Raw genomic sequence first — 21,071 nt, 5'->3', positions numbered from 1 at the left:
ATGCCACGTTCTCTCAAGAAAGGTCCCTTCATTGACCTGCACTTGCTGAAGAAGGTAGAGAAAGCGATGGAAGCAGGTGACAAGAAGCCTATTAAGACTTGGTCACGTCGCTCTATGATCATTCCAAATATGATTGGTTTGACCATCGCTGTCCATAATGGTCGTCAGCACGTTCCTGTGTTCGTAACTGACGAAATGATCGGCCACAAACTTGGTGAATTCTCACCAACTCGCACTTATCGCGGCCATGCTGCTGATAAGAAAGCGAAGAAGCGTTAATACGGGAGGAATAAGATGGAAGTTTTAGCTAAACATCGTTTTGCCCGTACGTCTGCGCAGAAGGCTCGTCTCGTTGCTGATCAAATTCGTGGTTTGCCTGTTGCTAAGGCCCTCGAAATTTTGACTTTCAGCCCAAAGAAAGCCGCCGTACTGGTTAAAAAAGTACTTGACTCAGCTATCGCAAACGCCGAACACAACGAAGGCGCTGACATTGATGAGCTAAAAGTAGGCGCCGTCTTCGTTGACGAGGGTCCAACTATGAAGCGTATCATGCCTCGTGCTAAAGGCCGCGCTGATCGTATCATGAAGCGTACCAGCCACATCACTGTGGTTGTATCAGATCGCTAGGAGAGAGCAATGGGACAGAAAGTACATCCTAATGGTATCCGTCTGGGTATCACCAAGCCTTGGATCTCTACCTGGTACGCAGATAAGTCAGATTATGCAAATAACCTGAACAGCGACTGGGAAGTGCGTAAGTATCTTGCAGACAAACTGCAAGCTGCATCAGTATCTAAGATTGTTATCGAACGCCCAGCGAAAAGCATCCGCGTTACTATTCACACTGCCCGTCCAGGTGTTGTGATCGGTAAGAAAGGTGAAGACGTTGAAGTATTGCGTGCTGCAGTTTCAAAACTGGCTGGCACTCCTGCTCAAATTAACATCGCTGAGATCCGTAAACCTGAGCTAGATGCCAAGTTAGTTGCTGACTCAATTGCACAGCAATTAGAGCGTCGTGTTATGTTCCGTCGCGCTATGAAGCGTGCAGTACAAAACGCAATGCGTATTGGTGCTCAAGGTATCAAAGTTGAAGTTAGTGGCCGTTTAGGCGGTGCTGAGATTGCGCGCTCTGAGTGGTACCGTGAAGGTCGTGTACCTTTGCATACACTGCGTGCTGATATCGACTATTCAACCTCTGAAAGTCACACTCAATACGGTGTGATTGGTATTAAAGTTTGGATCTTCAAAGGTGAAGTTCTGGACGGAATGCTGCCACAGATTGAAGAGCCGAAACAGCAGCAACCTAAGCGCAAGCCTCGTGGTAAATAGGAGAGCCGGCAATGCTGCAACCTAAACGTATGAAGTTTCGCAAGATGTTCAAAGGCCGCAACCGCGGTCTAGCGAACGGTACCGAAGTTAGCTTTGGTACTTTTGGTCTGAAAGCAGTCGGCCGTGGTCGTTTAACTGCTCGTCAGATCGAATCTGCACGTCGTGCCATGACACGTCACATTAAGCGTCAGGGACAAATTTGGATTCGAGTTTTCCCGGACAAACCAATTACCTCTAAGCCTCTTGAAGTGCGTATGGGTAAAGGTAAAGGTAACGTTGAATACTGGGTATGTCAGATTCAACCTGGTAAGGTTCTTTATGAGATGAATGGTGTTTCTGAAGTGATCGCTCGTGAAGCGTTTGCTTTAGCTGCTGCCAAGCTTCCAATTAAGACTACCTTCGTAACTAAGACGGTGATGTAATGAAAGCGAGCGAACTAAGAGAAAAGAGCGTTGAAGAATTGAACGCTGAACTACTTGGTCTGCTGCGTGAGCAGTTCAACCTGCGTATGCAACACGCCACTGGTCAGTTGACTCAGACTCATCAACTGAAATTAGTGCGCCGTAACATTGCGCGCGTTAAGACCATTATTACTTCTAAGGCGGGTGCATAATGTCTGATAAAATCCGTACTTTGCAAGGTCGTGTGACAAGCAACAAAATGGATAAAACCATTACTGTAGCTATCGAACGCCAAGTGAAACACCCAATCTATGGGAAGTACATTAAGCGTACGACTAAAATCCATGCACACGATGAAGCTAATCAGTGCAACGAAGGCGATGTAGTAGCGATCCGCGAATGTCGTCCTCTGTCTAAGACTAAATCTTGGACTCTGGTTGAAGTAGTATCAAAGGCCTAATTATATTAGGTATTTAGGTAAACGGCTCCAGTATTTGGGGCCGTTTGTTTTTTAATACTATACATTCCATATTTATGGTGTTATATTTGCGCGCCATTTTTGACTAAATTCAAAGCAAAAATGGTGTTTATAGTCCCAATTGTGGGAATTGTGTAGTAACGATAGCGGAGCACTTAAAATGATCCAAATGCAATCGACTCTTGACGTCGCATGTAACAGCGGCGCACGCAGAGTTCAGTGTATTAAGGTCTTGGGTGGCTCTCATCGTCGTTATGCCGGTATCGGCGACATCATCAAGGTTTCTGTTAAAGAAGCAATTCCTCGCGCTAAAGCGAAGAAAGGTGATGTGTATAACGCGGTGGTAGTCCGTACTAAGAAAGGCGTACGTCGTCCAGACGGTTCTGTCATTCGCTTCGATCGGAATGCAGCAGTTCTTCTGAACAACAACCTGCAGCCGATTGGCACTCGTATCTTTGGACCAGTGACACGTGAATTGCGCTCTGAGCAGTTCATGAAGATTGTCTCGCTGGCACCAGAAGTACTGTAAGGAGCTTCAAAATGGCAGCTAAAATCCGTCGTCAAGACGAAGTAATCGTATTAGCAGGTAAAGACAAGGGCAAACGCGCTAAAGTTGCTCAGGTATTACCTACTGGTAAGTTAATTGTTGAAGGCATCAATCTTGTCAAGAAACACCAAAAGCCAAACCCACAACTGGGTGTAGCCGGTGGTATTGTTGAGAAAGAAGCACCGATTCAAGCATCAAATGTTGCGATCTTTAACCCTGTCACTGGCAAGGCGGATCGTGTTGGTTTCCGATTTGAAGACGGCAAAAAAGTTCGTTTCTTTAAATCGAACAGTGAACTCGTTAAGTAACTGGAGTAAACGATGGCGAAACTGCATGATAAATATCAAGAGACTGTTGTCGCTGAACTGACTAAAAAGTTCGGTTATACCAGTGTCATGCAAGTCCCTCGGATTGAGAAAATCACCCTGAACATGGGTGTTGGCGAAGCCGTTGCAGACAAAAAAGTTATGGAACATGCTGTTCGTGACATGACTGCAATCGCTGGTCAAAAACCAGTAGTGACTGTTGCTCGTAAATCAGTTGCTGGTTTTAAAATCCGTGAAGGCTACCCTATTGGCTGTAAAGTGACCCTGCGCGGTGAGCGTATGTGGGAATTCTTAGAGCGTTTAGTTGACATCGCAATCCCACGTATTCGTGACTTCCGTGGTCTGAGCGCTAAAGCGTTCGACGGCCGTGGTAACTACGCAATGGGCGTGCGTGAGCAGATCATTTTCCCAGAAATCGATTACGATAAAATCGATAAAATTCGCGGTATGGATATTGTTATCACTACCTCTGCGAATACTGACGAAGAAGGTCGTGCTTTGTTAGACGCTTTTAACTTCCCATTCAAGAAATAAGGGTAGCGTAATGGCAAAAACATCAATGAAAGCACGTGAAGCAAAGCGTGCACAGCTCGTAGCTAAGTTCGCTGAAAAGCGCGCTGCTCTGAAAGCAATTATTGCAAGTCCAGCTTCTTCTGACGAAGACCGTTGGGACGCAGTATTAAAGCTGCAAGCTCTACCACGTGATTCCAGCGCATCGCGTCAACGCAATCGTTGTAATCAAACTGGTCGCCCACATGGTTTCCTGCGTAAGTTCGGTTTAAGCCGTATCAAGTTACGTGAAGCAACCATGCGTGGTGAAGTTCCTGGCCTGCGTAAGGCTAGCTGGTAAGCACTTGTCACGGAGTAAGCTAATATGAGCATGCAAGATCCTATTGCGGATATGTTAACCCGTATTCGTAACGGCCAAGCTGCTAACAAAGTATCTGTGAAGATGCCTTCTGCTAAGCTGAAAGTCGCTATCGCGAAACTGCTTAAAGAAGAAGGTTACATCGCTGATTACGCCGTAGCAGATGAAGCCAAGCCTGAACTGGAAATCACTTTAAAGTATTTCCAAGGCCAACCAGTCGTTGAGACTATCCAGCGCGTAAGCCGTCCTGGTCTTCGTATTTACAAAGGTAAAAACGAGTTACCAAAAGTGATGGGCGGACTGGGTGTCGCAATTGTGTCCACTTCTAAAGGCCTGATGACTGATCGTGCCGCCCGCCTTGCAGGCATGGGTGGCGAGGTTATCTGCTACGTAGCATAAGGAGCTAGGAATGTCTCGTGTAGCAAAAGCACCAGTATCTATTCCAGCTGGCGTAGAGGTGACCTTAAACGAACAGACCCTGACCGTCAAAGGCGCGAAAGGAAGTCTGACTCGAGTGATCAACAATGCGGTCAATGTTGTTATTGAAGATGGCGTGATCAAGTTCCTACCTGTGGAAGGCGCTGTTGGCGCTTGGGCACAGGCTGGTACCACACGTGCATTAGTAAACAACATGGTTGTTGGTGTATCTCAAGGTTTTGAGCGTAAGTTAAAGTTAGTTGGCGTTGGTTACCGTGCGAAGCTCGTCGGTTCTGACATTGACCTGACTTTAGGTTTCTCTCATCCGTTAGTACACAAACTGCCCGCAGGCGTTACTGCAGAGTGTCCAAGCCAAACTGACATCGTCCTACGTGGCGTTGATAAGCAGTTAATTGGCCAAGTCGCTGCTGAGATTCGCGGATACCGTCCACCAGAGCCATACAAAGGCAAGGGTGTTCGCTATGACGACGAAGAAGTACGCCGTAAAGAGGCTAAGAAGAAGTAGGTAACGCGATATGGATAAGAAAACATCTCGCTTACGTCGCGCTATTCGCGCTCGTAAGAAGATCCAAGAGCTGGGCGTGAACCGTCTGGTTGTACATCGTACACCGCGTCACATTTATGCTCAGGTGATCAATCCTGAAGCTCAGGTGGTGGCAGCTGCTTCAACCGTGGAAAAAGCGGTTAAAGAGCAACTGAAGAGTACCGGTAACGTAGACGCGGCTAAAGCAGTAGGTAAATTTATTGCTGAGCGCGCGATCGAGAAAGGCGTAACTTCTGTTGCGTTCGATCGTTCTGGTTTCAAGTATCACGGTCGTGTAGCTGCTCTGGCAGATGCTGCTCGTGAAGCTGGCCTCCAGTTCTAAGGGGTTATAAAAATGGCTAAATTAGAAGCTCAGCAAAAAGACGATCTGCAAGAGAAATTAATTGCAGTTAATCGTGTTTCTAAAGTAGTTAAGGGCGGTCGTATCTTTAGCTTCACTGCACTAACAGTAGTGGGTGATGGTAACGGTAAGGTCGGCTATGGCTATGGTAAAGCGCGCGAAGTTCCAGCAGCGATTCAAAAAGCTATGGAAAAAGCCCGTCGTAACATGGTGACCGTTGAGTTGAATGCAGGCACTCTGCATCATCCAGTTAAAGGTCGTCATACTGGTTCACGTGTATACATGCAACCAGCATCACAGGGTACCGGTATTATCGCCGGTGGCGCAATGCGTGCCGTATTGGAAGTAGCAGGCGTTCATAACGTTTTGTCAAAAGCATACGGTTCTACTAACCCGATCAACATCGTTCGCGCGACTGTAGATGCTCTGGTGCACATGAAGTCACCTTCGCAAATCGCAGCTAAGCGTGGCCTGAATGTTGACGAAATTCGGGGGTAATGCACCATGGCAACTAAAACTGTAAAAGTTACTCAGACTAAAAGTGCTATCGGTCGTTTACCAAAGCACCGTGCGACCTTAACTGGTCTTGGTCTGCGTCGCATTGGTCACACTGTTGAATTAGAAGATACTCCTTCAGTTCGCGGTATGATCAACAAGGTCTACTACATGGTAAAGGTGGAGGATTAATAGATGCGTTTAAATACTCTATCTCCAGCTGCAGGCGCTAAGCATGCACCAAAGCGTGTAGGCCGTGGTATGGGTTCAGGCTTAGGTAAAACTGCTGGTCGTGGTCACAAAGGCCAAAAATCTCGTAGCGGTGGCGGTGTACGCCCAGGCTTCGAGGGTGGTCAAATGCCACTTAAGATCCGTTTACCTAAATTTGGTTTTACCTCGCGTCGCGCTATGGTAACAGCTGAAGTTCGTGTACTCGAACTGGCTAAAGTTAACGGTGATGTTATCGACTTAAACGCTCTGAAAGATGCGAACGTAATTACTCGCAACATCCAGTTTGCGAAAATCGTTCTTTCAGGTACCATTGAGCGCCCAGTGACCGTAAAAGGTCTGAAGGTAACCAAAGGTGCACGTGCAGCGATTGAAGCTGCTGGCGGTAAGATCGAGGAATAATACGTCGATGGCAAAACCAGGACTTGATTTAAAAAGCGCGAAAGGTGGACTTTCTGAATTGAAAGCTCGCCTCCTGTTCGTGATTGGTGCGATTATCGTCTTTAGAGCCGGTTCGTTTGTGCCAATTCCTGGTATTGACGCAGCTGTATTAGCAGAGCTGTTTGCTCAGCAAAAAGGTACCATCCTTGGCATGTTTAACATGTTCTCGGGTGGTGCTCTTTCCCGTGCTTCTATCTTTGCATTAGGTATCATGCCGTATATTTCGGCATCGATTATCATGCAGTTATTGACTGTGGTGCATCCTGCACTCGCTGAATTGAAAAAAGAAGGCGAGTCTGGACGTAAAAAAATCAGTCAGTACACACGTTGGGGCACGTTGGTGCTGGGTACATTCCAGTCGATCGGTATTGCAACAGGGTTACCAAACTTAGTCCCAGGCCTTGTGGTCAACATTGGATTCGGTTTCTACTTTGTTGCGGTTGTGAGCTTAGTAACAGGAACCATGTTCCTGATGTGGCTTGGTGAGCAAATTACCGAACGAGGTATAGGTAATGGTATCTCGATTTTAATTTTCGCAGGTATTGTTGCTGGATTACCTTCCGCTATCGGCCAAACGGCTGAGCAGGCGCGTCAAGGTGACCTGAATGTGTTAGTATTGTTGTTGCTCGCGGTAATTATTTTTGCTGTGACTTATTTCGTGGTGTTTGTAGAACGTGGTCAACGTCGTATCGTTGTTAACTACGCTAAGCGCCAGCAAGGCCGTAAGGTATTCGCTGCGCAATCTACTCACTTGCCGCTGAAAATAAACATGGCGGGTGTAATTCCCCCAATTTTTGCGTCAAGCATCATTTTGTTCCCAGGCACACTGGCTCAGTGGTTTGGTCAAAATGAGTCTATGTCATGGTTAAGTGATTTTTCACTGGCCGTGTCACCAGGACAACCGCTTTACTCATTATTGTATGCAGCAGCGATTATCTTCTTCTGTTTCTTCTATACTGCGTTGGTATTTAACCCACGTGAAACAGCAGATAACCTGAAGAAGAGTGGTGCATTCATCCCTGGGATCCGTCCTGGAGAACAGACTTCGCGTTACATTGATAAAGTAATGACTCGCCTGACATTAGCTGGCGCGTTATACATTACCTTTATCTGTTTAATTCCGGAGTTCATGTTAATTGCGTGGAAAGTACAGTTCTATTTTGGCGGTACTTCACTACTAATTATGGTAGTCGTAATCATGGACTTCATGGCTCAGGTTCAGACCCATATGATGTCACATCAGTATGAGTCTGTGATGAAGAAAGCTAACCTAGTAAACAAAGCGAACTTAGATCGCTTTGGTCGCTAAGTAGCTTTACGGAGTGATGAAATGAAAGTTCGAGCTTCCGTGAAGAAGATCTGCCGTAACTGCAAGATCGTCAAGCGTAGTGGCGTTGTACGCGTTATCTGTGTTGAACCAAAACACAAACAGCGTCAAGGCTAATTGAAAGATTGTTCAGCCCAATGTTGGGCTGAACAAAATATTGTTTGCAAATCTGTCAACTGTCGAGTATCCTTTCGGGCTTTTCGCAGTTGGCCTTTAACTTAAGGAGTGCATAGTGGCCCGTATCGCTGGCATTAACATTCCTGATCAAAAGCATACAGTCATCGCATTGACTGCAATTTTCGGCATCGGCCGTACTCGCGCTAGAGCAATCTGCGCAGCTACGTCAATTGCTGAAACTGCTAAGATCAAGGAATTGAGCGAAGCTCAAATCGACACCCTACGCGAAGAAGTTGCCAAATACTTAGTAGAAGGTGACTTACGTCGTGAGATTTCCATGAACATCAAGCGTCTGATGGACCTTGGTTGCTATCGTGGTCTCCGCCATCGTCGTAGCCTGCCTCTTCGTGGGCAACGTACTAAGACCAATGCGCGTACGCGTAAAGGTCCACGTAAACCAATTAAGAAGTAACGGGAAGGTAGACAATGGCTAAAGTTCCGTCACGTTCTCCGCGTAAGCGCGTACGTAAACAGGTTGCAGATGGCATGGCTCATATCCATGCTTCTTTCAACAACACAATTGTCACCATTACAGATCGTCAAGGTAATGCGTTGTCATGGGCTACTTCAGGTGGTTCAGGTTTCCGTGGTTCACGTAAATCTACTCCATTTGCTGCTCAAGTAGCTGCTGAGCGTGCAGGTGCTGCTGCTCAAGACTACGGTTTAAAAAACCTTGAAGTGTTTGTGAAGGGTCCAGGTCCAGGTCGTGAATCAGCCATTCGTGCGCTGAACGCTGTTGGTTACAAAATTACCAACATTACCGATGTGACGCCGATCCCTCATAATGGTTGTCGTCCTCCTAAAAAACGTCGTGTATAACGCGTTTCATTAGGATAGTTGGAGAAAGATCATGGCAAGATACTTGGGTCCCAAGCTCAAGCTCAGCCGCCGAGAAGGTACTGACCTTTTCTTAAAAAGCGGTGTGAGAGCAATCGATTCAAAGTGTAAACTGGAATCTGCACCAGGACAGCATGGCGCTCGTAAGCCACGTCTGTCAGAGTACGGTTTACAGTTACGCGAAAAACAAAAAGTTCGTCGTATTTACGGTGTGTTAGAAAAACAATTCCGTAACTACTACAAAGAGGCTGCACGTCTGAAAGGCAACACCGGTGAGAACCTGTTGCAACTTTTAGAAACTCGTTTAGATAACGTTGTTTATCGTATGGGTTTCGGTGCGACTCGTGCAGAATCACGTCAGCTAGTAAGCCATAAATCTGTTATGGTTAACGGTCGTGTTGTTAACATTCCGTCATTCAAAGTGTCTGCGAATGATGTTGTAAGCATCCGTGAAAAGTCACGCACTCAAGCTCGTATCAAAGCGGCTTTAGAAGTGGCTGCTCAACGCGAGAAGCCTACATGGGTTGAAGTCGACAGCGCGAAAATGGAAGGTGCTTTCAAGCGTATTCCAGAACGTAGCGATTTGTCTGCGGAAATTAACGAACAGCTGATCGTCGAGCTTTACTCTAAGTAAAGCTAACAAACAAGAGAGGACACAATGCAGGGTTCTGTTACAGAATTTCTTAAACCGCGTCTCGTTGATATCGAGCAGGTTAACTCAACACGTGCCAAGGTTACTTTGGAACCGCTTGAGCGTGGTTTCGGCCACACTTTAGGTAACGCGTTGCGTCGCATCCTATTGTCGTCTATGCCCGGCTGCGCGGTTACCGAAGTCGAGATTGACGGCGTGCTGCACGAATACAGCAGTAAGGAAGGCGTACAAGAAGATATCCTTGAAATCTTGCTGAACCTGAAAGGGTTAGCAGTGACTATCGAGGGTAAAGACGAGGCTATGCTTACATTAAGCAAGTCCGGCGCAGGCCCTGTCATCGCAGCAGATATCACGCATGATGGTGATGTCACTATCGTGAATCCTGATCATGTTATCTGTCATTTAACAGGTAACAATGATATCAGCATGCGTATTCGCGTTGAGCGTGGTCGTGGTTATGTGCCAGCATCTGCTCGTGCACAGACTGAAGACGATGATCGCCCAATCGGTCGTTTGCTGGTTGATGCTTCTTTCTCGCCAGTTGCACGTATTGCCTACAATGTAGAAGCAGCTCGTGTTGAACAGCGTACTGACTTAGATAAACTCGTTATTGATATGACCACTAACGGTACTATCGATCCTGAGGAAGCTATCCGTCGTTCTGCAACCATCTTAGCTGAACAGCTGGATGCGTTCGTTGAACTGCGCGATGTGACTGAGCCAGAAATGAAAGAAGAGAAGCCGGAGTTCGATCCGATTCTGTTGCGTCCTGTCGACGATTTAGAGCTAACTGTACGTTCGGCTAACTGTTTGAAAGCCGAAGCGATTCATTACATCGGAGATCTGGTACAGCGTACTGAAGTTGAGCTGCTCAAGACCCCTAACTTAGGTAAGAAATCTCTTACTGAAATTAAGGACGTTTTAGCTTCTCGCGGACTGTCGTTAGGTATGCGTCTTGAAAACTGGCCTCCAGCTAGTTTAGCAGACGACCTATAAGTCTCAGGTTTGTACAGATTTAGGTTATAAGGATTAGGTCATGCGCCATCGTAAGAGTGGTCGTCAACTTAACCGCAACAGCAGCCACCGCCAAGCTATGTTCCGTAACATGGCAAGCTCACTGGTTCGTCATGAGATCATCAAGACAACCGTAGCTAAAGCGAAAGAACTGCGTCGCGTAGTTGAGCCTCTGATAACACTTGCTAAGAGTGACAGCGTTGCAAACCGTCGTTTAGCGTTTGCACGTACTCGCGACGCTGAAGTCGTAGGTAAGTTATTCACTGAATTGGGTCCACGTTACCAGGAACGTCCTGGTGGCTACACCCGTATCCTTAAGTGCGGTTTACGTGCTGGTGATAAAGCCCCAATGGCTTACATCGAGCTAGTAGGTCGTCCAGAAGCTGCTCAAGCTGTTGAAGTTGAAGCTGCTGAGTAATTAAGGTTACAAAGATTGAAAAAACCGGGCTCTAGGCCCGGTTTTTTGTTTTGAATGACTACGCCAGCTTAGCAAGTCCTTCTACTCATTCATCATGTAATTTGCCTATCCACTGTTTTAGAAAGTGATATATGCATTTAATAGTGTGTTATCACTCAACCCAGGACGTTTGTTTCTCGATTTCTGTCGGAAGGTTTAAGTGCCATTTCTTCAATCCTTTGCGGCTAAACATAAATTGGCCGACGTCATCGGTCACTGGGAAGATATCTTCGGGTTTCTCACCCTCCAAGATCCTCAAAGCCATTTTGGCTGCAATCTTTCCGTGTTGGTAACCATCTAGAACATAACCACCTACATTACCTTCATTGTAAATACTGAATCCCCAAAAACCGAAATTAGGAACAGGTGTGTTAGTTGAAATCCATTTTAATAAATCTTCTGCATTGACTGACTGATCTTGGTCATCCCTAACAGCATGGTAAAGGGCGATAACGATTGCGCTAAAACCATTATCTTTTGCCTGTAACACTTGCTTTCGCCATTCATCGAGTTGTTTTAGCTGCAAGATTTCAACTTCAACATCGCTAAGCATACTTAGTTGTTGCTTGCTTATATACTCAGCTGCAAGCTTTGAGGTATCGCTTTGGTCAAATAGTACTAATATTTTTCTATGCTTTGTTGGGGGTAATATTCGTTGTAATAGCAGCAGAGATCGCCTCAGTAAAGGTCTTTCAAGCACACCCGTAAAATTTTTATATTCATTCAAATGGTATTCTCTAGGATTCATATTGATCCCAAGGTATACCACTGGTATTTGTGAAGCATTTAAGCGCCGGTGAAGGTAATTAACAGCGTTATCATCAGCTAGGATAACAAGCTCTGGCTGCTGTTGTTGAATAAATTGCCACGCTAGATCTGCACGCTTGGGATGCTGATTTTTAGGCAATCGCTTTGTGTCCATTTCAAAGTGAGTTACTTCATTTTCTGGTGCTAACGTATCTAGAATGGCTTGGTAATATTGCTTATCCCACATATAGCCTTGATGATAGCTTTCAATAACAACAACTTTTGCCGCGTAAACTGCCGGTTGAAATCCTATAAGAGTTAGGCTGAAAACCTGACGCCATCTTTTAATTAATGACTTAATTAAACCCATGGTTAGTTTCCTAGTGGAGCCCAGCTTTGAGTATAGTTCAGCCTTGGGTCTACAGTAGGCAATAAAAAGGCCTCCGAATGGAGGCCTATAACTATTAATATGCTTTGCCGAACTCTTGATTATTGAGCAGCTGATTTTTGCTGGCTGTAATCTAACTTCTCATGCTTTTGCCCCATGGCTTCGGCAACTTCTGGTGGCATGTAGTTTTCATCATGCTTAGCCAGTACTTCGGTTGCAGCCAATTTACCGTCCTCACCTAATACGCCTTGTGCTACGATACCTTGGCCTTCACGGAACAGATCCGGCAGCAGATCGTCATAGGTAACGAGAATTTCGCCACCTAATGAGTCATGCACGGCAAACTGTACGTGCAGGCTGTTTGGATCGCGCACCATAGAACCAACTGTTACCATGCCGCCTACGCGAATTCGTTGGCCCGCTTCGGGTTTAACGCCAGTATCGGCTTTGCCGTGCACAATTTCAGACGGTGTATAGAATAAGTTTAAGTTGGAGTTCAGCGCATACAACAGAAGCGAAGCAATCGCGGCTACACCACCGATTAATGCTACTGCTAACGTCAGTCTCTTTTTACGTCTTGGGTTCACGATTTGGTACTCCTAGTCTCTTTAAGGCGTTCTTCGCGGTCCATTTTCTTCGCAATTTCAATAAGCACTTTACGCTTTTGGCGCGCGCTTGTGATGATTAGCGTCGACAAACAGAAGAAGGTCACGCCATAGGCAAGCCATACATAAAAGGCATAGCCACCCATGTTGAAAAAATCACTGATAGAATCGAATTGCATTATTTGACCTCCTCAGCTTTAGCAAGTTCACGTACCCAAGGGCGCATGCCATTTCTTGCTAAGATTTCTGCTCTAAATCTCACAATAGTGATAGCCCCTATCATAAGGCCGAAACCTAAAATATTGATTAAAAGTGGGTATAACATTTCACTCGACATAGTCGATTTAGAGGTAATTTTAATGGTTGATGGTTGATGCAGAGAGCTCCACCATTCAACGGAGTATTTGATGATCGGAATGTTGATCACGCCGACGATCGCTAAGATCCCCGCTGCACGTGCTGCCAGCACTTTGTCTTCAAAGGAGGCATAGAGCGAGATCACACCTAAATAAAGGAAGAGTAGTACTAATTCAGACGTTAGACGCGCATCCCATACCCACCAGGTTCCCCACATTGGCTTGCCCCAAGCCGCACCAGTAAAGAGGGCAATAAAGGTAATCACGGCGCCAATAGGTGCAATGGATGCCGCAGCCCAATCTGCCAGTTTAATTTGCCATACTAGGCCAATAAATGCGGCTGTCGCCATGCCCATGTAGGCAGCCATTGACATCGAGGCTGCAGGCACATGGATAAAGATAATTCGGTAGCTATCACCCTGTTGGTAATCTGTTGGGGCAAATAATAATCCCCATACTGTGCCGACGGTAATGAAAAGACAGGCCAAGGTGGCAAACCATGGAAATAATGTTCCTGATAACTTGTAAGCGCGTTCAGGATCCGCGTAAGGGTGTAACCATTTCCACATTTTAGTTAGTACTCACTCGCAGAGATGCACCAATTGCAAAGGGTGCTAAGGTTAACGAACCGATCAACATGGCGCCAATTATAGCGAGCTGACCATCATAGGGTAAATTCATTCCTGCAGCATCAATGGCGCTGGTCGCGAAAATCAGCACAGGAATATAAAGTGGTAAAATAAGCAGACTCAGCAACACGCCGCCTTTACGCAGACCCACAGTTAGGGCCACACCAATTGCGCCCAAGAGAGATAAAACTGGTGTGCCTAGTGTAAGTGTTGCAATCAGTGCACCATAACTGTTGGTGTCTAAATTGAGCAGCACCGCCAGCAGTGGCGCGATAATAATGAGTGGCACGCCAGTCAGTAGCCAGTGGGCTAATACTTTGGCTAACACTAAAACCGATAGTGGCTGTGGGCTGAGTAGCATTTGCTCTAAGCTGCCATCGCTAAAGTCGGCTTTAAATAGGCGCTCGAGTGAAAGCATAGATGCGAGTAATGCCGCAACCCAAATAATCCCTGGGGCAATACGGGCTAGCATTTGTGGTTCAGGGCCGATACCGAGTGGGAATAAGGTGACGACCATGATGAAGAATAACAAGGGATTAAAGATATCGCCGCGGTGACGAATAGCGATTTTTAGATCCCGTTGCAGTAAGGTGAAAAACGCTGTAGTAAAGCTGATGCCTCTTTTCATTATGCCAAACCTTATACGAAGCGATAATCTAGACGAATTTTACGAAGCCTATCATCTTTGATAATGCCCATATCTTGGTGAGTGGTGAGGATCACACAGCCACCATTATCCGCATGTTGAATGAATAACTGTTCAAGCTCTTCGACACCTCTTTTATCGATTGCGGTAAAAGGCTCATCGAGGATCCACACTTTACAGTCATTGTGCCAGAGTCTGGCTAATGCTGTACGGCGGTGTTGACCAGCGGATAAATGCCCTGCGAGTGCTTCCTCAAACCCCGTTAAATTCACTTTAGCGAGAATGGCGGAAGTATCGAAATCATCATAGCCACTGATTCTTAAATTGAAGTTAAGGTTTTCTTCAGCGGTTAATTCGGATTTCACCCCGGCAAGATGGCCTAAATACAATAGATCTTCGTTATATTCGTCGCGGCAACGGTTAATATCTTCATTGAGATAAAAAGTTTGTCCAGCGTAAGGACGAGATAAGCCTGCCAATATACGTAATAAACTGGTTTTGCCGGCGCCATTTGGGCCTTCGATCTGGACGATATCGCCAGCATTAATATCAAAACTTAATTCATCAAATAGGATGCGTTCTTCGCGGATACATGTCAGCTTGCTCGCCGATACCAGTGTGTTTACTGAAGTTATATTTGTCACTGAACCCTCTATCTCAAGCCGGAAGGAAACACAAGTGATTCTAACACAAACGATATTGCGGGGTTTACACTTGCTTAATACTAGATGTCAGCAATTTGATGTGGTTCCAATAACCGCAATATTTCTCGAACTAATCGAACTTTTTTAATACTTGCTAATATATTAACGAATTTGTCACGCTTGTCGCCTTATATCATTTGTGCTGAGATTCTAATCACAAAAAGATGAGATTTATTGAAGTTTGTAGTAATCTTAGTCCGCTATAATGAGTCTGCCTCAAAGGGCAGCGAGAGCTTTGTACGTATTTGCATTAGGAACATTGAACATGAAAAAACTGTTAGCAATGACTGCAGTCGCTGCTTTGACTATGTCAGTCAACGTTTCAGCTCAAGATGCTGAAGCTATTTTCAACAAGGCATGTACCGTATGCCACAGCATGGGTGTTGCTGGTGCTCCAAAGGCGCACAACGCTGCTGAGTGGGAACCACGCTTAGCAAAAGGTATGGACACTCTGTTACACAGTGTAAAAACTGGCTTAAACGCAATGCCACCAGGTGGTATGTGTACTGATTGTACTGACGAAGATTACAAAGCAGCTATCGAGTTTATGTCTAAAGCTCAGTAATTTTTGCAGTGTTAAAAAAACCGGCATCAGCCGGTTTTTTTATGTCTGCGCTAAGCCGAAACTTAGCGCTAGGTGCGGACAACTTATTGCACTTGGGTATCTAACACTAAGCTTGCAGTGTCACCCACATTCACTTTGCTGACCTTGCCTTGAATATCTCCTGCTTGAGGTTTGATATTGCCATGCTTAGACAACACCGCAATCACTTCAACACTCGCAGTTTGGCTCAGTTTCACATCGCCGCCCATACCCGTGCTGTCATCGAGAGTTACTGTTACAGGTAAAGATTTTGCGCTCACCTTAGTTGCCGCTAATGGCACTTTAGGACCTTCAGTCGCGCGGGCGAAGACGAAGATAGTGTCATCTGGGCCAGCTTGTGCGGCCAGTTCGGGTGAAATTGAAATCGCAATGCTCACAGACTTAGTCGCAACTTTTGCCTGCTTGTGGACATCATCGTTTGGCATGCCAGCGGTTTCGCCTTGCATACGCAGGTTTGCCGTTTCAATGGCATTCATCAGCGCGGCACGGTCTACATCGGTGCGGTCGCTATTGAGAATGGTTTGCCATGAATCAATGGCTTTTTGATAGTTAGCGGTGAAGAAAGCATCCATACCTACGAGCAGTAAGGTCGATGGATCCTGTGGATCTAGTGCTAAGGATTCATCGATCAGGGCTTGAATTTGCGGTGTCATTTGTTGACCCGCTTTATAGTACAAGGCTGTTGCTTTTGGACCAATTAATTCAGCGTGCTTACCGACTAATTCCATCACTTTATCGAAGGCGGCAACGGCTTTATCGAACTGATTAGCAGAGATATAAGCGTGACCTAGGCTGAACCAAGCTTGGCTGTTTTCAGGTTCGGCTTGTACTTGTGCTTCCATCATCTGTACGCGCTGCGCCATGATTTGCGCCGCGTCCATACCTGCATGTGGGTTAGCAGGTTGCGCGTTGTCAATATTTTCGAAGGCGCCTAAGTGTTGATAGAGATAACCTGAAATGGCGAGCAAGCAGACCGACATGACCGATGGCCATAAAATGCTTTTTGGTTTGATCTGGTTGACGAGTGATTCATCGCTCGCTTGTTTGATGTCTTGGAGCAGGCTGATTTCTAGCTCTTTCTTCAGTGCATCAAACTCGGCTTGGTCTAGCAGTTCTTCATTGAGTTCTTTTTCGAGAGTCGCAAGACGTTGATTGAACAGTTCAAGGTTCGTTTGTTTACGAACGCCAGCCTCTTCAGTGCGTAATAACTTTTGCTGTCTGAAATGCGGGATCCAGATCAGCATTAAGCTGACCAACACAACAAGCGCAATAAAAATCCAAAATGTCGTCATTGTTTCTATATTCACTTTAGTTTGCATAAAAGCGGTTGTGACCGCCGGCTTGGAAGCAAGATTATACGTAAAGATTATTCATTGAACAGTAATATAAGACCTTCACTGCAGTGAAAACTGATAGTTGGGCACTGGTTCACAAATTGATCCATAGAGTGAATTTTGTATGAAACTTAAGGCTCATTTATCTGTCACATGCAAAACTGTAGGCCTGTGATGGCTCCATTTCGACAAAAATCGAGAATGAGACAAGTCACCCAGTTTTGTATGAAAGAGGCAGACAGGAACAATAGCAAATACTAAAATGAACCAAATTTCGTGCATTTGTGTGAACAGCATGTTGTGCGTTGGTCTAGAGTCTTTCTAAATCAACATATTATTAGAGACTGAGGAAAACCCATGATCCCAGAACTTGGACACTTTTCGTTGATTATAGGAGTGGCATTCGCCTTCCTATTAGTCTTCGTTCCCCTTATAGGTGTTGCCCGTAAAGACCAATATCTAGTGAGGTATGCTTGGCCGTTAACCTACGGAATGTTCTTTTTTATCGCTTTATCCGTAGTATCTCTTGGTTACAGCTTCGCCGTTGATGACTTCTCCGTTGCCTATGTAGCACATCACTCTAATTCTCAGTTACCTATCTTCTTTAAGATTGCGGCCGTATGGGGCGGTCATGAAGGGTCACTGTTGTTCTGGGTGTTTGCGCTATCGACGTGGGCTGCTGCGGTTGCCTTATTCAGTAAAGGCTTGGAAGAAGTCTTTACTGCTCGAGTTCTCGCTGTGTTGGCATTGATCCTGATTGGTTTCAGTTTATTTATGCTGCTGACATCCAGCCCATTTGAGCGTTTATTTCCTATGCCTGCCGAGGGACGAGACTTAAACCCAATGCTGCAGGATGTGGGCTTAATCTTCCATCCACCTATGCTGTATTTAGGTTATGTGGGTTTCTCGGTGAGCTTTGCGTTTGCGATTGCCGCTCTCATGAGTGGTCACCTTGACTCAGCATGGGCACGTTGGTCACGCCCTTGGACTTTAGCTGCATGGATTTTCCTCACTGGCGGTATTGCATTAGGTTCTTGGTGGGCATACTACGAATTAGGCTGGGGTGGCTGGTGGTTCTGGGATCCTGTCGAAAACGCTTCCTTTATGCCTTGGTTAGTGGGTACAGCTCTGATGCACTCATTGATCGTGACTGAGAAACGCGGTGCTTTCCGGAACTGGACGGTATTGCTGTCTATCTTCGCTTTCTCATTAAGCTTGCTTGGTACCTTTATCGTACGTTCGGGTGTTCTGACCTCAGTGCACTCCTTCGCAGCCGATCCAAGCCGCGGTATGTTTATTCTGTTGCTGCTTGGTTTAGCTATCGGCGGCTCGCTCACGCTGTTTGCCTTCCGCGCCAGTGAAATGAGCAGCCCAGCACGTTTCGAGCTGAAATCAAAAGAAACTATGCTGTTAGTCTGTAACGTGTTACTCACGGTTGCAGCGGGTACTGTGTTGTTAGGAACTCTATACCCACTGCTGATCGATGCTCTCGGCATGGGTAAGATTTCTGTTGGACCTCCATACTTCAACGCTGTGTTTGTACCAATTGTCCTCGTACTGTTTGGCTTTATGGGTATAGGTCCAATCATCCGTTGGAAGAAATCCAAAGCTGGTGAACTCAAGCGCCAATTACTGGTGCCAGCATTAGTCTCTGCTGCGATTGGTATCGTGACACCGTTTATTGTTGATGGTGCGTTCAACGCTTGGGTTGCCTGTGGTATCGCCGCCGCGTCTTGGATTGTATTAGCGACGGCAAGAGCCGCGTATAATATCGTTAAGCCAAAAGAAGGCGAAGTGAGCGTGGCACGTATGGGCCGCAGTGAACTAGGGATGATCTTAGCCCACTTAGGTATTGCCGTGTCGGTGATTGGTGCCACTATGGTATCGAACTACTCGGTTGAGAAGAGTGTGCGTATGGGCCCAGGCGTGAGCCAAGAGCTTGCGGGTTATACCTTTAAGTATCTCGAGACTAAGAACGTTGTCGGTCCTAACTACACCGCGCAGCAAGGTCAAATTGAGATCTACAAAGGCGATAAACTGCTGACGTTACTTAAGCCTGATCGTCGCCAATACAATGTGCGTACTATGGACATGACCGAAGCGGGTATCGATTGGGGTCTGTTCCGTGACTTATATGTCACCATGGGCGACCCAATCAGCAGCACCGAGTTTGCTGTGCGTTTGAACTACAAGCCATTTGTTCGTTGGTTATGGTTTGGAGCAATATTCATGATGGTCGGTGGTTTCTTCGCCGCATCGGATAAACGCTATCGCTCAAAAGTGGCGGCTACGGTTAAGCCACAAGCTGAAAAAGCGAAATTAGCTACCGCGCAATAGTTGGGGAATATATGAAGAAGTTGGTTCTGTTTATCCCATTAGTCATCTTTCTTGGCATGGGGGTATTTTTATACAAAGGATTGTTTTTAAATCCACAGAAACTGGATTCAGCTCTGGAAGGAAAGCCTATTCCGGCTTTCCAACTGGAACGTCTCGAAACACCAAGCGAGATGATTACCAATGAGCAACTGAAAGGCAAAGTCTCGCTACTCAATGTCTGGGCTACTTGGTGTCCATCCTGTAAGTATGAGCATCCTTATCTAGTGATGCTGAAACGCCAGAATATTCTGCCGATCTATGGGATTAACTATCGCGATGAGCGTATTCCCGCACTGGAAGAATTAAAGCGTCAGGGTGACCCTTATAATATCAATATCTTTGATAAGGATGGTCGTTTAGGCTTAGACCTAGGGGTTTATGGTGCACCAGAAAGCTTTATTGTCGATCATAAAGGCATTATTCGTTACCGTTACGCGGGTCCAATCGACCAGCGCGTATGGAGCGAAACTTTGTACCCGATGATCCAACAATTACAAGCTGAAGCGGCGAAGGATGGTGCAGCGTGAAAACTCTGACAAAAATCATCGGTGGTTTAGTGTTGTTGCTGAGTATGGCAACAACGGCCATGGCGACACCCGTCGACACCTACGAGTTTAAATCGCCAGAAAACCAAAAACGTGGTTTATCGCTGGCCCATGAACTGCGTTGCCCGCAATGTCAAAACCAAAACCTGATCGACTCTAACTCTCCCGTTGCCCGAGATCTGCGTCTCGAAGTCTACAAGATGGTTGATGAAGGCAAGGGCGATGATGAGATCATCGAGTTTATGACGAGCCGCTATGGTGAGTTCGTTCTCTACAAACCTAAAATGGAAACCAAGACCTATATTCTTTGGTTAGGCCCAGTGGGTTTGCTGCTGCTCGGTCTTATCATTGGTTTCATCTTTATCCGCAAACAACGCATCGGTGGCGCGACCGAGCCTGAGATCAGTGCCGAAGATCAAAAAGCGCTCGATGCTTTATTAAAGCGTGATAATAAATGAAGTCATTTGCCTTAGCTGCAATCCTTGCGAGTCTGTCTGTTGCCTTTGCTGGTGGTGCCCAAGCGTACCCCGGCATGCAGCAGGCAAATAAGCCGATAGAGTCGACAGTCGATCTGATTAACGTTCTACCCAAGACTTATCCCATCGAGCCCGTTGCCTTTAGTGATGTCGATGGCAAGGCGCTCGATTTCAGCCAATACAAAGGCAAAGTCGTGATGGTAAACATGTGGGCGACTTGGTGTCCTCCCTGTGTCAGAGAGTTACCTGCGATTGAACGCTTGGCGACAAAGTTTAAAGCGGAAGAGTTTGCACTGTTACCTATCTCTATCGATGCGGATGGCAAACAGCAGGTTCAGCCATTTTTAACCTCATTAGGAATGGCGAACTTTAATTCCTACTACGATCCAGAACAAAACCTCGGGCAGGTGTTTCCATTAGATACTATCCCCGCGACCTTTATTCTCGATCAAAACGGCCAATTGATCGCGTTTGTGCGATCATTTGTCGATTGGGATGATGCAAAAGCCGTATCGTTGATCCAAGGTTTTATCGATAAAGGCGCGAAAAAGCTGAATTAAGCAGCAGATTGCGCGTAAATAGAACGCCATTGTAGAAAAGATCGCCATGCGATCTTTTTTCTTTTAAAAAGCCCTTGCACAAAAAGTTCTGCTGCCTATAATGCGCATCCACTGACACGGCAGACAGCAAAAGCGAATGCGGTATCAGTGAGAATCGAATGCAAAATGTGCACTTGATTCGAAAGCAGCAAGAAGTTTGCAA

At 46.1% G+C, this 21,071-nt stretch carries 35 protein-coding genes; 28 read left to right on the top strand and 7 right to left on the bottom strand.

Annotated features, from left to right (window positions below; genetic code table 11):
• The 23 genes from rpsS to rplQ all read left to right on the top strand — a co-directional run bounded on the left by rpsS (position 1) and on the right by rplQ (position 10,860).
• Positions 1-279 carry a 30S ribosomal protein S19 gene (gene rpsS, locus EYR25_RS19815; RefSeq protein WP_006083596.1) on the top strand — a complete coding sequence of 93 codons (279 nt, stop codon included), beginning with the start codon at positions 1-3 and terminating at the stop codon, positions 277-279.
• A gap of 15 nt (positions 280-294) precedes the next feature.
• The gene (gene rplV / locus EYR25_RS19810) at positions 295-627 is read left to right on the top strand and encodes a 50S ribosomal protein L22 (protein WP_006083595.1); all 333 of its coding nucleotides are present in this window, start codon (positions 295-297) and stop codon (positions 625-627) included.
• A 9-nt stretch (positions 628-636) separates the two neighbouring features.
• Positions 637-1,329, top strand: a complete 693-nt coding sequence (rpsC, locus tag EYR25_RS19805) for a 30S ribosomal protein S3 (protein ID WP_011070621.1) — start codon at positions 637-639, stop codon at positions 1,327-1,329.
• Between the two features lie 11 nt (positions 1,330-1,340).
• Positions 1,341-1,751: a 50S ribosomal protein L16 gene (rplP, locus tag EYR25_RS19800; RefSeq protein WP_006083593.1), complete on the top strand. Its 411-nt coding sequence runs from the start codon at positions 1,341-1,343 to the stop codon at positions 1,749-1,751.
• Positions 1,751-1,942 carry a 50S ribosomal protein L29 gene (rpmC, locus tag EYR25_RS19795; RefSeq protein WP_007644429.1) on the top strand — a complete coding sequence of 64 codons (192 nt, stop codon included), beginning with the start codon at positions 1,751-1,753 and terminating at the stop codon, positions 1,940-1,942. The genes rplP and rpmC overlap by 1 nt, the downstream gene beginning before the upstream one ends.
• On the top strand, positions 1,942-2,190 hold the full coding sequence (rpsQ, locus tag EYR25_RS19790) for a 30S ribosomal protein S17 (RefSeq protein ID WP_011070622.1): 249 nt from the start codon (positions 1,942-1,944) through the stop codon (positions 2,188-2,190). Before rpmC ends, rpsQ begins: the two co-directional genes overlap by 1 nt.
• A 178-nt stretch (positions 2,191-2,368) precedes the next feature.
• Positions 2,369-2,737: a 50S ribosomal protein L14 gene (gene rplN, locus EYR25_RS19785; RefSeq protein ID WP_011715463.1), complete on the top strand. Its 369-nt coding sequence runs from the start codon at positions 2,369-2,371 to the stop codon at positions 2,735-2,737.
• 11 nt (positions 2,738-2,748) lie between these two features.
• Positions 2,749-3,063, top strand: a complete 315-nt coding sequence (gene rplX / locus EYR25_RS19780) for a 50S ribosomal protein L24 (protein WP_011070623.1) — start codon at positions 2,749-2,751, stop codon at positions 3,061-3,063.
• Between the two features lie 12 nt (positions 3,064-3,075).
• Positions 3,076-3,615 carry a 50S ribosomal protein L5 gene (rplE, locus tag EYR25_RS19775; protein ID WP_011621029.1) on the top strand — a complete coding sequence of 180 codons (540 nt, stop codon included), beginning with the start codon at positions 3,076-3,078 and terminating at the stop codon, positions 3,613-3,615.
• 10 nt (positions 3,616-3,625) lie between these two features.
• Positions 3,626-3,931, top strand: coding sequence for a 30S ribosomal protein S14 (rpsN, locus tag EYR25_RS19770; protein WP_011715465.1), 306 nt, complete (start codon positions 3,626-3,628; stop codon positions 3,929-3,931).
• Positions 3,932-3,955: 24 nt separating this feature from the next.
• Positions 3,956-4,348, top strand: coding sequence for a 30S ribosomal protein S8 (rpsH, locus tag EYR25_RS19765; protein WP_007644434.1), 393 nt, complete (start codon positions 3,956-3,958; stop codon positions 4,346-4,348).
• Positions 4,349-4,358: 10 nt separating this feature from the next.
• Entirely contained in the window at positions 4,359-4,892 is a 534-nt protein-coding gene (rplF, locus tag EYR25_RS19760) for a 50S ribosomal protein L6 (protein ID WP_011715466.1), read from the top strand.
• A 10-nt stretch (positions 4,893-4,902) separates the two neighbouring features.
• The gene (gene rplR / locus EYR25_RS19755; RefSeq protein ID WP_023266116.1) at positions 4,903-5,253 is read left to right on the top strand and encodes a 50S ribosomal protein L18; all 351 of its coding nucleotides are present in this window, start codon (positions 4,903-4,905) and stop codon (positions 5,251-5,253) included.
• Between the two features lie 12 nt (positions 5,254-5,265).
• Positions 5,266-5,769: a 30S ribosomal protein S5 gene (gene rpsE, locus EYR25_RS19750; RefSeq protein WP_007644438.1), complete on the top strand. Its 504-nt coding sequence runs from the start codon at positions 5,266-5,268 to the stop codon at positions 5,767-5,769.
• 6 nt (positions 5,770-5,775) lie between these two features.
• Positions 5,776-5,958: a 50S ribosomal protein L30 gene (gene rpmD, locus EYR25_RS19745; RefSeq protein WP_007644440.1), complete on the top strand. Its 183-nt coding sequence runs from the start codon at positions 5,776-5,778 to the stop codon at positions 5,956-5,958.
• Between the two features lie 3 nt (positions 5,959-5,961).
• Entirely contained in the window at positions 5,962-6,396 is a 435-nt protein-coding gene (rplO, locus tag EYR25_RS19740; RefSeq protein ID WP_011070628.1) for a 50S ribosomal protein L15, read from the top strand.
• 7 nt (positions 6,397-6,403) lie between these two features.
• The gene (gene secY / locus EYR25_RS19735; protein WP_011621032.1) at positions 6,404-7,744 is read left to right on the top strand and encodes a preprotein translocase subunit SecY; all 1,341 of its coding nucleotides are present in this window, start codon (positions 6,404-6,406) and stop codon (positions 7,742-7,744) included.
• A 21-nt stretch (positions 7,745-7,765) separates the two neighbouring features.
• Positions 7,766-7,879, top strand: a complete 114-nt coding sequence (gene rpmJ / locus EYR25_RS19730) for a 50S ribosomal protein L36 (RefSeq protein WP_006083579.1) — start codon at positions 7,766-7,768, stop codon at positions 7,877-7,879.
• A gap of 115 nt (positions 7,880-7,994) precedes the next feature.
• Entirely contained in the window at positions 7,995-8,351 is a 357-nt protein-coding gene (gene rpsM / locus EYR25_RS19725; protein WP_011070630.1) for a 30S ribosomal protein S13, read from the top strand.
• A 14-nt stretch (positions 8,352-8,365) separates the two neighbouring features.
• On the top strand, positions 8,366-8,758 hold the full coding sequence (rpsK, locus tag EYR25_RS19720; protein ID WP_006083577.1) for a 30S ribosomal protein S11: 393 nt from the start codon (positions 8,366-8,368) through the stop codon (positions 8,756-8,758).
• Between the two features lie 31 nt (positions 8,759-8,789).
• On the top strand, positions 8,790-9,410 hold the full coding sequence (rpsD, locus tag EYR25_RS19715; RefSeq protein ID WP_011070631.1) for a 30S ribosomal protein S4: 621 nt from the start codon (positions 8,790-8,792) through the stop codon (positions 9,408-9,410).
• Between the two features lie 24 nt (positions 9,411-9,434).
• Complete coding sequence (locus EYR25_RS19710) at positions 9,435-10,424, top strand: DNA-directed RNA polymerase subunit alpha (protein WP_011070632.1); 990 nt, start codon at positions 9,435-9,437, stop codon at positions 10,422-10,424.
• 40 nt (positions 10,425-10,464) lie between these two features.
• Positions 10,465-10,860, top strand: coding sequence for a 50S ribosomal protein L17 (rplQ, locus tag EYR25_RS19705; RefSeq protein WP_011621033.1), 396 nt, complete (start codon positions 10,465-10,467; stop codon positions 10,858-10,860).
• 151 nt (positions 10,861-11,011) lie between these two features.
• Here rplQ and EYR25_RS19700 read toward each other — a convergent pair whose 3' ends face one another.
• The 6 genes from EYR25_RS19700 to ccmA all read right to left on the bottom strand — a co-directional run bounded on the left by EYR25_RS19700 (position 11,012) and on the right by ccmA (position 14,914).
• The gene (locus tag EYR25_RS19700) at positions 11,012-12,016 is read right to left on the bottom strand and encodes an ABC transporter substrate-binding protein (protein WP_133182412.1); all 1,005 of its coding nucleotides are present in this window, start codon (positions 12,014-12,016) and stop codon (positions 11,012-11,014) included.
• 119 nt (positions 12,017-12,135) lie between these two features.
• Positions 12,136-12,621, bottom strand: coding sequence for a cytochrome c maturation protein CcmE (gene ccmE / locus EYR25_RS19695; protein WP_023265611.1), 486 nt, complete (start codon positions 12,619-12,621; stop codon positions 12,136-12,138).
• On the bottom strand, positions 12,618-12,818 hold the full coding sequence (gene ccmD, locus EYR25_RS19690; RefSeq protein ID WP_023265612.1) for a heme exporter protein CcmD: 201 nt from the start codon (positions 12,816-12,818) through the stop codon (positions 12,618-12,620). The genes ccmE and ccmD overlap by 4 nt, the downstream gene beginning before the upstream one ends.
• On the bottom strand, positions 12,818-13,564 hold the full coding sequence (locus EYR25_RS19685) for a heme ABC transporter permease (protein WP_133182409.1): 747 nt from the start codon (positions 13,562-13,564) through the stop codon (positions 12,818-12,820). Before EYR25_RS19685 ends, ccmD begins: the two co-directional genes overlap by 1 nt.
• 1 nt (position 13,565) lies before the next feature.
• On the bottom strand, positions 13,566-14,252 hold the full coding sequence (gene ccmB / locus EYR25_RS19680; protein ID WP_023265614.1) for a heme exporter protein CcmB: 687 nt from the start codon (positions 14,250-14,252) through the stop codon (positions 13,566-13,568).
• 11 nt (positions 14,253-14,263) lie between these two features.
• Positions 14,264-14,914, bottom strand: coding sequence for a cytochrome c biogenesis heme-transporting ATPase CcmA (ccmA, locus tag EYR25_RS19675; RefSeq protein WP_023265615.1), 651 nt, complete (start codon positions 14,912-14,914; stop codon positions 14,264-14,266).
• A gap of 325 nt (positions 14,915-15,239) precedes the next feature.
• On the opposite strand from ccmA, the gene EYR25_RS19670 reads away from it, so the two are divergent.
• On the top strand, positions 15,240-15,539 hold the full coding sequence (locus tag EYR25_RS19670) for a c-type cytochrome (protein WP_011621040.1): 300 nt from the start codon (positions 15,240-15,242) through the stop codon (positions 15,537-15,539).
• Between the two features lie 83 nt (positions 15,540-15,622).
• On the opposite strand, the gene ccmI is transcribed toward EYR25_RS19670, so the two are convergent.
• On the bottom strand, positions 15,623-16,870 hold the full coding sequence (ccmI, locus tag EYR25_RS19665) for a c-type cytochrome biogenesis protein CcmI (RefSeq protein ID WP_133182972.1): 1,248 nt from the start codon (positions 16,868-16,870) through the stop codon (positions 15,623-15,625).
• 399 nt (positions 16,871-17,269) lie between these two features.
• Between ccmI and EYR25_RS19660 the strand changes: the two genes are divergently transcribed.
• The 4 genes from EYR25_RS19660 to EYR25_RS19645 are packed head-to-tail and all read left to right on the top strand — an operon-like array spanning position 17,270 to position 20,869.
• Positions 17,270-19,249 (top strand): heme lyase CcmF/NrfE family subunit, encoded by a 1,980-nt coding sequence (locus tag EYR25_RS19660; RefSeq protein WP_133182407.1) that lies wholly within the window; start codon positions 17,270-17,272, stop codon positions 19,247-19,249.
• An 11-nt stretch (positions 19,250-19,260) separates the two neighbouring features.
• Positions 19,261-19,815, top strand: coding sequence for a DsbE family thiol:disulfide interchange protein (locus EYR25_RS19655; protein WP_023265617.1), 555 nt, complete (start codon positions 19,261-19,263; stop codon positions 19,813-19,815).
• On the top strand, positions 19,812-20,291 hold the full coding sequence (gene nrfF, locus EYR25_RS19650; RefSeq protein WP_023265618.1) for a heme lyase NrfEFG subunit NrfF: 480 nt from the start codon (positions 19,812-19,814) through the stop codon (positions 20,289-20,291). The genes EYR25_RS19655 and nrfF overlap by 4 nt, the downstream gene beginning before the upstream one ends.
• The gene (locus tag EYR25_RS19645) at positions 20,288-20,869 is read left to right on the top strand and encodes a TlpA disulfide reductase family protein (protein WP_133182405.1); all 582 of its coding nucleotides are present in this window, start codon (positions 20,288-20,290) and stop codon (positions 20,867-20,869) included. The genes nrfF and EYR25_RS19645 overlap by 4 nt, the downstream gene beginning before the upstream one ends.
• Positions 20,870-21,071 lie beyond the last annotated feature (202 nt).

Source organism: Shewanella decolorationis, assembly GCF_004354305.1.
Classification (GTDB): Bacteria; Pseudomonadota; Gammaproteobacteria; order Enterobacterales; family Shewanellaceae; genus Shewanella; species Shewanella decolorationis.
The sequence above is the reverse complement of the archived record's forward strand: the minus strand, read 5'-3'. Positions and strand labels throughout refer to the sequence as shown.

Bases quoted from the DNA above. Each gene is read 5' to 3' on its own strand.
- rpsS (WP_006083596.1), top strand. From the start codon at position 1: ATGCCACGTTCTCTCAAGAAAGGTCCCTTCATTGACCTGCACTTGCTG.
- rplV (WP_006083595.1), top strand. From the start codon at position 295: ATGGAAGTTTTAGCTAAACATCGTTTTGCCCGTACGTCTGCGCAGAAG.
- rpsC (WP_011070621.1), top strand. From the start codon at position 637: ATGGGACAGAAAGTACATCCTAATGGTATCCGTCTGGGTATCACCAAG.
- rplP (WP_006083593.1), top strand. From the start codon at position 1,341: ATGCTGCAACCTAAACGTATGAAGTTTCGCAAGATGTTCAAAGGCCGC.
- rpmC (WP_007644429.1), top strand. From the start codon at position 1,751: ATGAAAGCGAGCGAACTAAGAGAAAAGAGCGTTGAAGAATTGAACGCT.
- rpsQ (WP_011070622.1), top strand. From the start codon at position 1,942: ATGTCTGATAAAATCCGTACTTTGCAAGGTCGTGTGACAAGCAACAAA.
- rplN (WP_011715463.1), top strand. From the start codon at position 2,369: ATGATCCAAATGCAATCGACTCTTGACGTCGCATGTAACAGCGGCGCA.
- rplX (WP_011070623.1), top strand. From the start codon at position 2,749: ATGGCAGCTAAAATCCGTCGTCAAGACGAAGTAATCGTATTAGCAGGT.
- rplE (WP_011621029.1), top strand. From the start codon at position 3,076: ATGGCGAAACTGCATGATAAATATCAAGAGACTGTTGTCGCTGAACTG.
- rpsN (WP_011715465.1), top strand. From the start codon at position 3,626: ATGGCAAAAACATCAATGAAAGCACGTGAAGCAAAGCGTGCACAGCTC.
- rpsH (WP_007644434.1), top strand. From the start codon at position 3,956: ATGAGCATGCAAGATCCTATTGCGGATATGTTAACCCGTATTCGTAAC.
- rplF (WP_011715466.1), top strand. From the start codon at position 4,359: ATGTCTCGTGTAGCAAAAGCACCAGTATCTATTCCAGCTGGCGTAGAG.
- rplR (WP_023266116.1), top strand. From the start codon at position 4,903: ATGGATAAGAAAACATCTCGCTTACGTCGCGCTATTCGCGCTCGTAAG.
- rpsE (WP_007644438.1), top strand. From the start codon at position 5,266: ATGGCTAAATTAGAAGCTCAGCAAAAAGACGATCTGCAAGAGAAATTA.
- rpmD (WP_007644440.1), top strand. From the start codon at position 5,776: ATGGCAACTAAAACTGTAAAAGTTACTCAGACTAAAAGTGCTATCGGT.
- rplO (WP_011070628.1), top strand. From the start codon at position 5,962: ATGCGTTTAAATACTCTATCTCCAGCTGCAGGCGCTAAGCATGCACCA.
- secY (WP_011621032.1), top strand. From the start codon at position 6,404: ATGGCAAAACCAGGACTTGATTTAAAAAGCGCGAAAGGTGGACTTTCT.
- rpmJ (WP_006083579.1), top strand. From the start codon at position 7,766: ATGAAAGTTCGAGCTTCCGTGAAGAAGATCTGCCGTAACTGCAAGATC.
- rpsK (WP_006083577.1), top strand. From the start codon at position 8,366: ATGGCTAAAGTTCCGTCACGTTCTCCGCGTAAGCGCGTACGTAAACAG.
- rpsD (WP_011070631.1), top strand. From the start codon at position 8,790: ATGGCAAGATACTTGGGTCCCAAGCTCAAGCTCAGCCGCCGAGAAGGT.
- EYR25_RS19710 (WP_011070632.1), top strand. From the start codon at position 9,435: ATGCAGGGTTCTGTTACAGAATTTCTTAAACCGCGTCTCGTTGATATC.
- rplQ (WP_011621033.1), top strand. From the start codon at position 10,465: ATGCGCCATCGTAAGAGTGGTCGTCAACTTAACCGCAACAGCAGCCAC.
- EYR25_RS19700 (WP_133182412.1), bottom strand. From the start codon at position 12,016: ATGGGTTTAATTAAGTCATTAATTAAAAGATGGCGTCAGGTTTTCAGC.
- ccmD (WP_023265612.1), bottom strand. From the start codon at position 12,818: ATGCAATTCGATTCTATCAGTGATTTTTTCAACATGGGTGGCTATGCC.
- EYR25_RS19685 (WP_133182409.1), bottom strand. From the start codon at position 13,564: ATGTGGAAATGGTTACACCCTTACGCGGATCCTGAACGCGCTTACAAG.
- ccmB (WP_023265614.1), bottom strand. From the start codon at position 14,252: ATGAAAAGAGGCATCAGCTTTACTACAGCGTTTTTCACCTTACTGCAA.
- EYR25_RS19670 (WP_011621040.1), top strand. From the start codon at position 15,240: ATGAAAAAACTGTTAGCAATGACTGCAGTCGCTGCTTTGACTATGTCA.
- ccmI (WP_133182972.1), bottom strand. From the start codon at position 16,870: ATGACGACATTTTGGATTTTTATTGCGCTTGTTGTGTTGGTCAGCTTA.
- EYR25_RS19660 (WP_133182407.1), top strand. From the start codon at position 17,270: ATGATCCCAGAACTTGGACACTTTTCGTTGATTATAGGAGTGGCATTC.
- EYR25_RS19655 (WP_023265617.1), top strand. From the start codon at position 19,261: ATGAAGAAGTTGGTTCTGTTTATCCCATTAGTCATCTTTCTTGGCATG.
- EYR25_RS19645 (WP_133182405.1), top strand. From the start codon at position 20,288: ATGAAGTCATTTGCCTTAGCTGCAATCCTTGCGAGTCTGTCTGTTGCC.